The following is a 13677-nucleotide window of genomic DNA, read 5'->3' as shown; positions in this document are numbered from 1 at the left end:
CGGCATCACTTTAATCCGGTAGCGAGCTGCCGCGAAGACAAAGTTCGAACATCGCTATTCGTACCGCAACGCCTCGGCCGGCAACACCCGCGACGCGGACCAGCTCGGGTAGACGGTCGCGATGAACGAAATCCCCAGGGCCACCGCCGCCACCAGCACGCCATCCATCACGCGCGGCGCGAAGGGGACATAGTCGATGGAGTAAACCTCGGGCGAGAGCGATATCCAGTGATAGTGCCCGCCGGCCCACGCCAGCACGTAGCCGGCGACCAGGCCCAGCGCCGTCCCGATCACGCCGATCAGCACGCCCTGCGCCATGAAGAGGCGCCGCACCTGGCCGCGCCTGGCGCCCATGGACATGAGCACGGCAATGTCGCGCGTCTTCTCCATCACCATCATGATCAGCGAGATCAGAATGTTCAGCGCCGCCACCAGCACGATCAGCCCGATGGTGATGAACGTGACCACGCGCTCCAGGCGCAGCGCGCGAAACAGCGCGCGGTTCTGCTCCATCCAGTTCGTCGTCTGGAACCCGGCGCCGGCCGATTGCTCGATCTCGCGTCCGATTTCTCCGGCGCGGTCAACGTTGTCCACCTTGAACTCGATCACGCTGATCAGGTCGCCAAGGCCAAACAGTCGCTGCGCGTCGGAGAGCCGCGTGAACGCCCACGACTTGTCGTAATCATAAAAACCGGAGTGGAAGATGCCGACCACCTTGAAGCGCACATACTTCGGGACGATACCGAAGGGCGTCAGCTCGCCTTGCGGGCTGGTGACCAGTACTACCGAGCCGACGGTCGCGCCCAGGTCGTCGGCCATGTCCTTGCCGAGAACGATGGGCGGAAGCGGCTGCGGCGCCGCGTCTTCCACCTGGTCGGATGGAGCGCGGCCGCCCCCGGCCGGGCCTTTGCCCGCCGCTTCGCTCGCCGCGCCTGGCTCCAGCGCCGCCGCCGATCCCAGCGTGACGAAGCTCAACAGTTCGCTCACGCGCCGCTCTTCGCTGGGGACGACGCCCTTCAGCACGGCGCCGGTCGCGCGAGCGCCGCGCGAGACCAGCACCTGTTCGTAGATCGCCGGCGCCGCCGCCTTCACCTGCGGCTGCTGTTGCAGGCGCCAGACCAGCTCGGGCCATCCCTTGATGCCGTCGCCAGCGGCGCGCATGAGCTGCACGTGCGCGCTGGCGCCGAGCAGGCGCTGCTCCAGGTCCTGCCGGAATCCGTTGGTGATGGCCAGCGCCACAATGAGCGACGCCACACCGGCCGCCACGCCGACCACCGAGATCGCCGTAATGACGCCGATCACGGCCTGGCGCCGCTTGGCGCGCAGATAGCGAGCGGCGACGAACAGCTCGAACTTCACGCTCCACCTCGCTGCGCCTGCGAGCGCGCGCCCGGCAACGGCAAGACGGCGTGCGGCACGCGCCGCTTCCACGCGCGGAATTCATCGCCGAAGCGGCGCTCGAGTTCAGCGTCTTCAGCGCGGATGAGCAAGATGCCGGTCGCGATGGCGAATGCCAGCATCGCGAACAAAGCGATCGTTCCCGCAGCCGCAGTCAGCGCCATCAGGACCAGCAAATGAGCAAGGTACACGGGATGCCGCACCACATCACGAACCCCGCCGGTCACCAGCTTTTGCTCGCGGCCCTGCTCCAGCTCGGTGCGTCCTATCAGCATTTCCTGAGTGAATCCCTGGCGCGCTCGCCGGTAGACGAAGATCGCTGCCGCCAGCAACACGCCGCCACCCAGCAGTGAAAACGGACTTTCATACAGAAGAACCTCGCGCCACGGCCCGGTGGCGGCGAGCGTTGCTGAGATCATCAGCGCCCAGAGCGGCGCCAGCACGCGATACGGCGCCCGCCGCGTCCGCCAACGCTCGGCAAAGGGATGCGCCGCCAGCCAGAAGCCGGGAATGGTGGCGTACACGGCGCCCAGCAGCCAGGCGATGTGCAGAAGCACACGCAGCATGAGGCGATTCTAGCGAATCCGGCGATCTGACGATCTGGTCATCGGGCGATCGCCAGATCGTCAGATGAGTATTACTTCGACGTGAACACCGCTTTCCCCGTCCCCATGTTGTCGAACCGGTCGTACACGCGAATCACGATCACGTGCTCGGCCGGCTTCGGGGCAGGAACGGCGGCCTTTTCGCTGCCGCGGGCGGTGCGGTCTTCCGGTGACTTCACGTCCACGCCGGTGATGGGCATTTCGAAGTCGTAGTTCTCTACCTTCGCGTCAGAGAGCTGGCCGACGGGCTCCACGAACTGCCACTCGCCTGCGTCAACGGAGTACTCGGCGCGCTTGATGGGCGAGAACGTGTCCATGCCGCGGAACGTGACGTGCACCTCGCCGCCCTCCACGCGCGCCACCAGGTCCTGCACCATGGGCGGCGTGTGGTCCACTTCAAACCGCGCGCTCTCTTTTGTCGCCGTCAGTGCTTCGTCGGGCGAATGCGAGGGTGCATCACTGGCTACCACGCGAATCGTATAGCCGCCATCGGGGAGCAAGCCGGCGTCCCAGGAGTAGAACTTGTCGGTGACTTTGTCCTTCAGCAGCTTCCACGCCGACTCGCCGTCGCCACGGTAGTAGACCGAGTAAACAAGCTGATCGTCGTTGTCGTCGCGCGCGGTCCAGCGCACGGCGATGGAATCGCGATCGCGGGTGGCGGGGGCCGCGACTTCGAACCGGGGCGCGGGCGGCTGATTGCCGCCCACGGTGACCGGCGCGTTGTCGTTGCTGATCTTGGGCGCGGGATTGAAGCGCGCGCCGGTCTGTACCGCCACGTCTTCGATCACCGGCGCCATGTTCTTGGCGCGATAGTTCAGCCCCAGGCTCTCGATGACCGGCGGCGTCGGTCCAGGACGCAGCACCGCGCGCCACTGCACGAAGCGCGCCTGCGGCACGTCAAGCGGCATGTCGTGCAGCAGGTCAACTTTCTTCCACGGGCTCCAGTTGCGGTCGGGATTGTCCACGTTGCCGCTGCGCGCCCAGATTTCGTACACGCCGTTGCCGCGCACTTCGGCGCGGCCCCACTTGGAAAAGACGCGCGCGTCGAACACGTCGCTGTCGTACGTGCCCTCCGCCTCCGGGCCCGCCCCGAGCAGGAACACCTTGCCCAGGTTGCTGGTGGCGGCATAGAGCCCGCCATCGGGCGCCGGCGCGAATCCTGTCACCTGGCTCGCGCCCGCCTTCACCAGGTCGGTGAACTCGCCGTTCGCCTGCACGCGATAGACGTGCCCGCGATTGCCGGTGCCGGCGACCAGGTTGCCCTTCGCGTCGAATGCCAGCGCGTAGACGATGTCCTCGCGTCCGGACCAGATGCGCCGCGGCGAGCCATCGGGCGCGATCATGTAGACCTCCGATCCGCCGGGGGCGGTCGTGCTCGGGCCGGTTCCAAAGTTGACAGGCGGCGTGGGCGTTGCGGTAACAACGATGGCGCCGCTTCCACCAATCGAACTGATCGACTGCGGCGGCTGCAGCGGAATACTCGGCGCAGAAGTTGACGCGGGCGTGCTGCGCTTCTCGCCCACACCCGCGGCAAAGATGTTGCCCTGCGCATCGACGGCCAGCGCCGTGATCTCCTTGCGCGGCGCGCTGTAGAGCACGAACGCCTCGCCCGCCGGCGAGATGCGGTACACCAGGCCGCTGCCGTCCGAGCCGGCGATCAGGTTGCCGCTGCGGTCGAAGGCCAGCACGCGGATGTGCGCCTCATCGCTCTTGAAGAACACGCTGCCTTCGTTCGCGGCCACCACGCGGAAAATTTCGCCGCGATCGCCGGTCGCCAGGTAGAGCTGGCCCTTGCCGTCGAGCGCCATGTCCCAGATGTACTTCGTTTTCGGATCGAAGTAGACGGACGACATGAATCCCGAATCGGCGGCCGCTGCTTTTGTGTCGGCGGCCGGCGGCGGCGCGGACTGGCCCTTCTCGACCTTCTTGCGCTCGATCTTATAGACCTTGCCGTCGGGCGACGTCGCCGCGTAGAGCGAGCCGTTTTTGTCGGCCACCAGCGCCTGCACCTGCAATTCCTGCGGCTGGAAGACCACGGTGCTCTGTCCGGTGGGCGTAATGCGGTAAACGCGCGCCGGCGATCCCGCCGCCACGTAAGCGTTACCCTCCGCGTCCGACGCGATGGCCCAGATGTACGTCGAAGGCGTCGTTGCCACGTTCTTGAACGACGGCGCCAGCTCCAGCGTGCCGTCGCTGCGGATGGCGACACCCTTCGCCGTACCCTTCACGAACTCTTCAAAACGCGTCTGCGTCCACGTCTGCGTTCCTTCGGCCCAGCCGAACGCGGCCAGCAGAGCCACCGCCACCAGTACGAGCGCCGTCTTTCTCATAGTCCTCTTGCGCCAAAGCGCGATGCTTGAATCACACCAGGTCCCCGGAGGCGTTCCCGGTCGTATGCCCTCGGGGAAAAACCAGGGGAAGGACGCGGCCGCGCGCCGCGCCGAATCACTTCACCGTGACCGTGATCATCTGCGCGCCGGAAACCACGTAATCCAGCGGCGTGCTCGACTCGTCCACCGCCGACTCACCGGTCACGATCATCTCCTGCCGTCCGCGCATGCCTTCCATCACGTTCATCACGGAAAGGGGCAGCGTCGGCATGACTTTGTCTTCCACCATTGCCTGCGGATTCGCTTCCATGAGCGAAACGTACAGCCGGTGGTTGGCGTGCTCCTTGTTGAGCAGCGCGATCACCGAACCAAGGTCCAGCTTGTTGCCGAACGCCGACGTCATGCGCCGCATGCGGTCCAGCGTGTCGCCGTCGCTCACCAGGATGCGCAGCGTGCCCTTCGGCGTCGAGGTGGGGATACGCACGGGAATCTGCCGCACGATGGGCTCGCCTCGGTACGGCCGCAGCACCGCCTCGATCACCAGCTCGTCGCCGGGACGCGCCTCGGTCAGGTCGGTGCGCGCGCTTTCCAGCCGCGCCGACTTGCGCTCGCGAACCACGTCGAAGTCGAGCTGCACGCCGCTGATCTTCGGCTTGCTGTAGGGATTGTCGAAGATGCGCCCGAAGCGCTCGCCCACGTTCAGCGCCACCAGGAAACCGGTTGGCAGGTTCATGTCGGCGGGAGCGAACATGTTCTGCAACGTCACGTCGGGATATCCGCCGACGGAGATCTTGCCCTGCATGCGGAACGTAATCTCTTCGCCGTATTCGTTGACGCCGCTGAGCGCGTTGTAGACAGTGGCCATCATCGCCACCGGCGTGAGCCGCGCGTTGTTCAGCACCTCATATTTGAATTGCTTCGGGCGCGGTCCGCCGTGGATGGTGAGCGTGACCGGGATCATCTGCGACTGCTGTCCGTACCGGCCCATGATGCCGGTGTGGCGGTCCTGCACGAATGTCCCGATGGGTTCGGTGGTGTTCACGATCTTGAAGGCGTTGAGCGGCGACGCCAGCGTGGCCAGAACTTCCGCCTTGGTCATCGGCAGATCAACCATGCCGTAATTGAGCAGCGGATGCCCGCAGGCCAGCAGGCGTTCAGCATCGGCGTAGGTCACCGTGCAGGTGGCGGAGATGGCCATGTCACCACGCACCAGTTGCGCGCTCACCGCCGAGCCCGGCCCGATCGGCTCGGGCTGCTTGTCATTGCTCGAGCCGCCCGCGCCCATCACCGGCACGATGCCCGCCGCGGCAAACTGCGCGGAGAAGCGCTTCACTGCGTCTTCGCTGAATCCGGAAAACACCAGCGGCGCGTCAATCGGCTGGAGCAGGTTCTTGTACGACTGCAAGCCGCCCGCCGGCGAAGCGTTCAGTCCTTGAGTGGTCACCCCGGCAGAAGACGTCCGGCTCGCCTCGTTCCGCTCCCTCGCCATCATGGGAGCAGCGGCGTCCTGCGGCATGCTGCGGTCGAGCTCATTGATTTCGAGCATGTCGGCAATGGGCGTAACGCCCGCGATCGCCTCCTTGGAAAACGACCCAATGCGGAACGCCAGCGCCCCGACAAGCTTTCCGTCGATATACACCGGGCTGCCGCTCATCCCGGCGACCACGCCGGTGTACTCCACCTTTTGTCCGTGCAGCCGCACCAGGATGATGTCGCCCTTCGGCCCGTTCACGTCGCGCAACACGCCGAGTACTTCCACGTCCATGGGCTCCGGCTTCACGCCTTCGAAGACGGTGTACGCTACGCCCCGCATTCCAGCTTTGATCTGGTCAATCGGCAGGATTTGCGGGCCGGCCGAAGGCTGTACGGCCGCCAACAACAGGGAAGAACTGAGGGAGAGTACAAAGACGAAGAGGACGGCAACCGCTTTTTTCATACCACCGGCCGGACCGCTCGATTCCGCCGTCAGCGGAAATGCCGCAAAGGTGTCATCGAGAGCGGAAAATGTGCATCTATACTAGCATAGAGACTCACAAGCGAGAGACTCCAATGTTTCCCCAAAAGTTCCTCAAAAACTCACTTAGTCGGCGTTTTTCGCGGGTTCGCCGCAATGTTGCTCCGGTCGCGTTGGCGGTCGTCCTGTTGCTGGCCGCGGTGGCCTTGCTCGGTCCGGGCAGCGCGCGCGCCCAGTCGTCTTCTGCTTCGCAGGACAAGAAACCCACGCAGACCGCTCCGCCCGAAGCCGGCGGCCCGACGGGCGACGTCGGACCCATCGCGGTGCCGAGGAAGGGAGAGGAGCCGCCACCGGCGCCGCCGCGTCGCACGCCCGCCGCTGAGAGGACGCCCGAGTACTCGCTCAGCGTCAACGTCCCGCTGGTCACGCTGGACGTGATGGTCACCGCCAAGGACGGCCACTTCATTCCCGGCCTGAAGAAGGAATTCTTCCGCATCTACGAAGATGGCGTGCCGCAGAAGGTCAGCAACTTCAGCCAGGGCGAGGCGCCCATCACCGCCGTGCTGCTGGTGGAGTTTGCCTCCAACAACTACGGCTTCATGCTGAATGATGTGCTCAACGCGTCGTACAACTTTGCCGCTTCCTTGAAGAAGGAAGACTGGGTCGCGGTCGTTTCCTACGACATGAAGCCCGAGATCCTGGTTGATTTCACGCAGGACAAGCGCGCCATCTACGCTGCCCTCAACTCGCTGCGCATCCCCGGCTTCCGGGAAACGAACCTTTTCGACGCTCTCTACGACACCATTGACCGCATCGAGGGAATCGAAGGACGCAAGTACATCATTCTGGTTTCCACCGGCTGCGACAGCTTCAGCAAGCTCACCTACGACAAGATCCTCAAGAAAGTGCAGGCCACGCAGAACATCAGCATTTACGCCATCGGCGTTGGCCAGGCGTTGCGCGAGTGGGCCGACGCGCGCGGCCTCACCTCCTATTACCTGAACTGCACCGGCGGGCCGGGCGACAACACCACGACTCGTATCGATTTCCTCCAAGCCGACAACCAGATGTCCACCTTCGCCCGCCTCACCGGCGGACGCGCCTACTTCCCCCGGTTCCAGGGCCAGTTCCCCGAGATTTTTGCTGACATCGGCAACTCCATCCGCAACGAGTACACGCTCGCCTACCATCCGACCAACCCGAAGCTCGACGGCACCTACCGCAAGCTCAAGGTTGAGTTGGTGGACGAAAACGGCCAGCCGCTGAAAATGCGCGACGAAAAAGGGAAGGAAGTGAAGTACACCGTCATCGCCCGTGAGGGTTACACCGCCAAGCACACGGTGGAGTGACTCAGCAGCAGTCAGTCCGCAATTTCCCCGCCGTCCCCCCGGACGGCGGTTTTGTTTGCGCGCTGACCCGGAGGTTGGAAAACGCCGGGCTAGCTTCCCCAGTCTTCCCGGCCGGGGGCGCAAGCCGATGGGAGGATCGGGAGGGAAAAACCGGGCGCCGGGGACCGAGAACTAGCCTCACACCTTCGGCAGCAACTCCTTCAGCGCCCACTGGATGCGCTTCACGGATGCGTCAATGGCCGCCAGCGGCTCTTTTTCCGGCGGCAGATGGCGCGAGAAGGCGATCACCTGCAGCGCATTGCGGATGTGATGATTCATCTCGGCGATCATTTCCAGCCGCCGCTCCAGTTCGCGCCGCCGCCGCTGGCCATAGATCAGCAACCGCAGGAACAGCGCGCCGGCGACCATGCCGGTAAACGCGTCGGAAATTTCCAGCGTCAGCGAGCGCGGTTCGTGCTGCTCGATCAGCAGCAGGTCCAGCCCGAGTCCAACCGCGAACACCAGCGTCGCGAAGGCAACCGACAGCAGCACGATCTTCGCCTTCGACAGCGGCACCCAGAAAAGCCAGCTCGCGCGCGGCGCATCGCGCACCTGCGAATCGATTGCGTGACCGGTCACGGGCGGCGTAAGCACATTGGCCATTCTATCGCCTGATTCAGAGCGCGTTTCGAGCGCGCACCATCGTTGGTGCAGCGCAGCTACTGCACGTGAAAAAAGCGATCGAGCAGAAACAGGACCGCCACTCCTACAAACACCACCAGCGCCATTTTGATGCCCGGTTCTTTATTGACTTCCGGGATTAAGTCGCTCGCGGCAACGTACAGCGTTACGCCGGACGAAAGCGGCAGGCCGGCGCTCACCGCGGTGCGGAAAGCGGCCATCGCCAGCACGCCCAATAGCGTGCTCATGCCCAGAAACGCGCTCGATCCCCACGCCGCGCGCCGGCTGAGTCCGCTGGCCAGCATGACCGAGGCAACCGTGAATCCTTCCGGCATCTTGTGCAAAAAGATGGCGAGAAAAATGATCCAGCCCAGCCAGCTCGACACCAGGAAGCCGCTCGTAATCGCGATCCCGTCGAAGAACGCGTGGATGCCGAGCCCCAGCAGCACCGAATATCCCTTGCGCGCGTGGACAAACTCGTCGGCGTGCGTCTCTTCGCCGAAGTGGAAGTGCGGGGAGATGGTGTGCTCAAAAAAATGGATGATCAGGTATCCGATCAGGACGAAGAACCCCGCCGACTGCGGACGCAGCTCCACGCTCGCCGGCACCATCTCCACCATCGCGGTCGCCAGCATGAATCCGGCGCCGAGCGCGACAAAGTAGCGCAGGAAGCGGGCGTCCCAGTGCTTCTGCACGATGAGCACGCCGCCCAGCAGGTTCGCGCCTGCCGCGGTCAGGCCCAGCAGGATGCTGTAGACAATTGGGCTCAAGTTCCCGGTTCTCAGCTCTCAGTTCTCGGTTCTCAGTCTTATTGCGGCGATCAGCTAAACCTCTTCGCGCGGAAATCTCCGCGTGCATTCGTAAATGTGTTCAACCAGACCCATACTCTTCCGCCCGGCGACCAGGTCGCGGTATGTTCTGCCCATGGCTTGTTTCTCCGGCGGAGCGCGGAACTATAAACCACGAGCACTGCTTTGGCCTTGACTGAGGGCCGAGAACTGGGGACCGAGAACTGAGACCTATCCCGAGTGCCGAATGTGCATCACGTCGCCGTCTTTGACGACGTAGTCCTTGCCCTCGAGCCGCAGCGTGCCGCGGGCCCGCGCTTCCGCTTCCGAGCCGGCTTCGAGCAACTTGTCCCAGTGAATGGTTTCGGCGCGGATGAAGTGCTTCTCCAGGTCGGAATGGATCACGCCGGCGGCGTTGACCGCGCGCGTGTGGCGCTCCACCGTCCACGCGCGGCATTCGTCTTCGCCGACGGTGAAGAATGAGATCAGCCCCAGCAGCTCATAGCTCTTGCGGATGAGTCTCACCAATCCGCTCTCCTGCAGGCCGTAGCTGGCGAGGAACCCGGCGGCATCGGTATCGCTCATTTCCGCCAGTTCGGCTTCAACCTTCGCGCACACCGCCAGCGATGCGCAATTTGCCCGCGCCGCCGGCTCGCCAAGGCCATATTTCCTGGCCGCTTTCTCCAGATCCGCGCCCAGCGTCGCGCTCTCACCCACGTTGATGACGTAGAGCATCGGTTTCTCGCTCAGGAACATGAAGCCGCGCACGCGCTTCTTGTCTTCGGGCGTCATCTCCATCTCGCGCAGCGGGCGCTCCTGCTCCAGGTGCGCCTTGGCGCGATGCAGCAACTCGTTTTCTTTCTCCAGCTCCGGCGAGCGCATCTTCTTCAGGTCTTTCTCGAGCCGCTCCAGGCGCTTCTCGATCTGCGCCAGGTCGCTGAGCATCAGGTCGAAGTCCACGTTGCGCGCGTCGCGCCGCGGATCGATCTCGCCCACATGCGGCACCGCCGGATCGTCAAAGGCGCGCAGCACGTGCGCCAGTGCGTCCACCGTGCGCAGATTTCCAAGATACGCCGTCTCCTTCAGCGCTTCCTGCCCGATCGCCGCCACGTCGACGTAGTCCACCGCGGCATGCACCAGCTTTTTCGGGTTGTAGAGCGCGGCCAGCTTGTCGAGCCGCTCGTCGGGGACTTTCGCCACGCCCACATGCGCCTCGCGCGGGTTGGCGTGCGCCGCCACATGCGCCTTGGTCAGCATGCGGAACAGCGACGTCTTGCCGACTTGCGGAAGTCCAATGATTCCCGTCTTCATGGGAAAATCGCACTTGGCGCTGAGCAGTTGGCATTTGGCCTTTCTACATCAACGCTTAACGGCCCAGTGTGAAGCGCCAATTGCTAACTGCCGCACAGCGACGGGTCCTTCGCCACCAGATAGACCGCCGCCAATCCCAGCAGCAATACTCCTCCCTCGATTCTGGTTGACCACGCGTGCAGACGGTTGAACTCGATCCGCCTCGGGTCGCTGGCCGCGACCGAATCGATTTCGCCCATCTGCTCGCGCAGGGTCTGCATGCGCCGCGAAAGGCCGGCCTGAGAGACGACGGTGAGCATTATCATCGCCGCCACCAGCAGATGCCGTGGCGCGAGCAAGCGCGCCCCGCCAATCAGAGACGCCGCCAGGAACACCGCGCCCGCCGCCACACCGATCCAGTGCAGCAGGCCGAGCGAGCGCGTCACCACCAGGCCGGCCAGGCGCCGCGTCGGCAGCACGGAGAAAACCGTGGGTGCGACCACGAACGCGAAGAACACGATGCCGCCGACCCACACCGCCAACGACAGCAGCATCAGGAAGCGCACGAACGTCATAGGTTGCGCCAAGTTGCGCCCGGACGACTGTGAGGCCCGCCGCCTGGCCGCCAACTCTCCAGTATCGCACGCGCGCCCTTCGCCACTCGGCCCGTTGTTGTAGAATTTCGTCCCGCCGCGGACATGCGCGGCTGCCATTTTGCTGATCTGGCACGACCCAACAAGTTCTTCTCAGGAGGCACACTACATGAAGCGCATTTTCGTTCTCACCTTGGCGCTCGCTGTCTGCGCCGCCGCCGCTTTTGCCCAGGGACACGACACGGGCGCGATTACCAGCCCTGCCGAAATGAAATACGGTCCTCTACCTGGACTGCCCCCGTGCGCGCAGGGCGCCGTATTGCACGGCGACCCGGGCAAAGGCGGAGCCACGCTCTCCGCCAAAGCCACCGCGGGCTGCAAGATTCCCTGGCACTGGCACACCGCCACGGAACAGCTCGGCATCGTGAGCGGCAGCGCCAAGCTGGAGATAAAGGACGGCCCCAGCAAAGCGATCGGCGCGGGCGCGTATGCATATCTGCCCGCCAAGCACACCCATCAGTTCACCTGCACCGCCGCCTGCACCTTTTTCATCGGAACTGACGGCGCGTTCGACATCCACTACGTGGACGCCAGCGGCAAGGAAATCTCCCTCGACGAAGCGCTGAAGAGCAAGACGGCGGCGAAAGGCGCGGCAAAAGCGCCGGCGAAGAAGTAATCGTCGCAAGATCAAGGCCGGCCAGCAGGAAGCGGTCAAATGCTCAAAAGCCCCGTCGCGATGTGCGGCGGGGCTTTCTGTTTGCATTCCGTTGCCGGAATCAGGGCGCGCTCGTCACGCTGGCGGCTTTGCCCAGTACTTCACGCATCACCTGCGCCAATCCGCGCAAAGCGCGCTCGCCGTCGCCGGCGTAGGCGGAACCGTGCTGCGCCGCAATCGTGCGCGGCTTGAGCTCCGCCAGGCCGTGCAGGATTCGCTCCGTGTGCTGTGTGAACGGGACATAGTTGGCCAGCGGCCCCGCCTGGTACGCCGTCAGTTCGGCGCGCACGCGGCCGAGCACGTCCTGTTCGGTGATTGGCTCCGGATCGCCGCCGTGATGGAACAAGTCGGAGCAGAACAGCGTCCGTGTTTTCTCTTCGAACATCACGCCCGCGTCCCACCCGTGCGGAAGTTGCGGCGTGTGTATATAGCGGAAACAGTATTTGCCGGTCACGAGCCGGTCTTCCGGCATGAGCACGCGCGCCGGCCGGCTGGAGTAGTCGTGCAGGTTCACATTGACGCCGACAAAGTTGTGCGCCGCCTCGGCGCGAGGCGCCTCGGCAAGCCATTCATTCAGCGCGCCGCACTCATCCATTTCGAAGTGGCTGAAGCTGATCCAGCGGAGCCGCGCCGGATCGAGCAAGCGCGCAATGCCTTCGCGCATCAGCGGTACCCAGCGCCGGAACAGTGTGTGAAACAGCAGCGGCTCGTCGTCGCGGACCAGGAACGCATTGAATTGCAGGTTGATTTCCGGGGCGAAGATGGAGATCTGGAAAATGTCGGGTGCAATCTCGGTTACACGCGGCGGGTTGCCTTGCATCATTTCCTCCAAAGCAGGCGAATCGTCTATCGAGAAGGAGAGTTGCCCGCCGCTACACAGGGACCGGTACAGCGTCCACAATGTCGCGCAGGATCGTCTCTGCCTGGTCGGTGCGCTTCAGGTTCGAGGAGTAACGGCCGTTGACAACCACGCGGTGCGCAAAGACCGGCACGGCCAGCGACTTGAAGTCGTCGGGAGTGGCAAATCCGCGCCCGGAGAGGAACGCCATGGCCTGCGCGGCGCGAAACAGCATCAGCGATCCGCGCGGCGAGACGCCCAACGCGAGGTAATCCGACTCACGCGTGCGCCGCACGATTTCCAGTGTGTAGTCCACCAGCGCCTCGTCCACGGCAACGCGCGTCGCGTCGGCCTGCAACCCGAGCACGTCTGCCCCGCTCAGCACGGGACGCACATCCTCCAGCCGCGCCGCGCCCGCCTCCGAACGCAGAATCTGCCGCTCGCCCTCGGCGCCGGGATATCCCATGCGCACCCGCATCAGGAAGCGGTCCATCTGCGACTCCGGCAGCGGATACGTGCCGTGGTGCTCCACCGGATTCTGCGTGGCGATCACTACGAACGGCTGCGGCAGCGCATAGGAGCGCGCGTCCACCGTCACCTGGTTTTCGTTCATCGCTTCCAGCAGCGCCGATTGCGTCTTCGGCGTGGTGCGGTTGATCTCGTCGGCCAGCAGCACGTTGGTAAAAATCGGCCCGCGCTTGAATTCGAACTTCTGTTCGATGGCCGAATAGATGGAAATGCCCAGCACGTCGCTGGGCAGCATGTCGCTGGTGAACTGTATGCGCTGGAAGGCGCAGTCGAGCGCGCGCGCCAGCGCGTGCGCCAGCGTGGTCTTGCCCACGCCCGGAACGCCTTCAATCAGGAGGTGTCCGCGTGCCAGCACCGCAACCAGCGCCAGGCGTACCACTTCGTCTTTGCCGCGAATCACCGCGCGCAGCGCGGCTTCCAGCTGAGCGGCGCGATGCGCAGCGTTGCCCAGCGCCGGGGCCGTTTCCGATGCCATCGTCCCGCGATTGTAGCAACATCCGCCATACAGGCACAGAGACACGGAGGTGGTCGGTCGCTCGGAACAAGCGTGCTTACGTTCTCTGTGCCCCTGCGTCTCCGTGGTGAACGTTGGGTTTTACAATCCGCTAACCATGCCGCTCCGCTGCGGC

12 protein-coding genes are annotated in these 13677 nt (G+C 64.4%); 2 read left to right on the top strand and 10 right to left on the bottom strand.

The features are described 5' to 3' along the window. Positions 1-54: 54 nt before the first annotated feature. The 4 genes from VFA60_01740 to VFA60_01725 all read right to left on the bottom strand — a co-directional run bounded on the left by VFA60_01740 (position 55) and on the right by VFA60_01725 (position 6269). On the bottom strand, positions 55-1359 hold the full coding sequence (locus VFA60_01740) for an FtsX-like permease family protein (protein HZQ90495.1): 1305 nt from the start codon (positions 1357-1359) through the stop codon (positions 55-57). Further along, complete coding sequence (locus VFA60_01735; protein ID HZQ90494.1) at positions 1356-1964, bottom strand: isoprenylcysteine carboxylmethyltransferase family protein; 609 nt, start codon at positions 1962-1964, stop codon at positions 1356-1358. The genes VFA60_01740 and VFA60_01735 overlap by 4 nt, the downstream gene beginning before the upstream one ends. Positions 1965-2035: 71 nt before the next feature. Next, positions 2036-4333 (bottom strand): hypothetical protein, encoded by a 2298-nt coding sequence (locus VFA60_01730; GenBank protein ID HZQ90493.1) that lies wholly within the window; start codon positions 4331-4333, stop codon positions 2036-2038. Between the two features lie 115 nt (positions 4334-4448). After that, entirely contained in the window at positions 4449-6269 is a 1821-nt protein-coding gene (locus tag VFA60_01725) for a SpoIVB peptidase S55 (protein HZQ90492.1), read from the bottom strand. Between the two features lie 191 nt (positions 6270-6460). Between VFA60_01725 and VFA60_01720 the strand changes: the two genes are divergently transcribed. Further along, positions 6461-7636, top strand: a complete 1176-nt coding sequence (locus tag VFA60_01720) for a VWA domain-containing protein (protein HZQ90491.1) — start codon at positions 6461-6463, stop codon at positions 7634-7636. Positions 7637-7813: 177 nt separating this feature from the next. Here the strand turns inward: VFA60_01720 and VFA60_01715 are convergent, their stop codons facing one another. The 4 genes from VFA60_01715 to VFA60_01700 form a co-directional block, all read right to left on the bottom strand. Then, entirely contained in the window at positions 7814-8278 is a 465-nt protein-coding gene (locus VFA60_01715) for a hypothetical protein (protein ID HZQ90490.1), read from the bottom strand. Between the two features lie 56 nt (positions 8279-8334). After that, on the bottom strand, positions 8335-9066 hold the full coding sequence (locus VFA60_01710) for a ZIP family metal transporter (GenBank protein ID HZQ90489.1): 732 nt from the start codon (positions 9064-9066) through the stop codon (positions 8335-8337). Between the two features lie 249 nt (positions 9067-9315). Beyond that, positions 9316-10395, bottom strand: a complete 1080-nt coding sequence (gene ychF / locus VFA60_01705; protein ID HZQ90488.1) for a redox-regulated ATPase YchF — start codon at positions 10393-10395, stop codon at positions 9316-9318. An 83-nt stretch (positions 10396-10478) separates the two neighbouring features. Then, complete coding sequence (locus VFA60_01700) at positions 10479-10949, bottom strand: DUF4149 domain-containing protein (GenBank protein HZQ90487.1); 471 nt, start codon at positions 10947-10949, stop codon at positions 10479-10481. A 187-nt stretch (positions 10950-11136) separates the two neighbouring features. Between VFA60_01700 and VFA60_01695 the strand changes: the two genes are divergently transcribed. Further along, positions 11137-11643 carry a cupin domain-containing protein gene (locus VFA60_01695; GenBank protein HZQ90486.1) on the top strand — a complete coding sequence of 169 codons (507 nt, stop codon included), beginning with the start codon at positions 11137-11139 and terminating at the stop codon, positions 11641-11643. 100 nt (positions 11644-11743) lie between these two features. Here the strand turns inward: VFA60_01695 and VFA60_01690 are convergent, their stop codons facing one another. Together VFA60_01690 and VFA60_01685 are read right to left on the bottom strand one after the other, a co-directional pair. After that, positions 11744-12502, bottom strand: a complete 759-nt coding sequence (locus VFA60_01690; GenBank protein ID HZQ90485.1) for a hypothetical protein — start codon at positions 12500-12502, stop codon at positions 11744-11746. A gap of 52 nt (positions 12503-12554) precedes the next feature. Beyond that, a complete protein-coding gene (locus VFA60_01685) occupies positions 12555-13523 on the bottom strand; it encodes a MoxR family ATPase (GenBank protein ID HZQ90484.1) in 969 nt (322 codons plus the stop codon). Positions 13524-13677: the final 154 nt, after the last annotated feature.

This window comes from Terriglobales bacterium (assembly GCA_035651995.1).
In the GTDB taxonomy this organism is placed as follows: domain Bacteria; phylum Acidobacteriota; class Terriglobia; order Terriglobales; family Acidobacteriaceae; genus DASRER01.
This window is presented reverse-complemented; position numbering and strand designations above follow the sequence as displayed.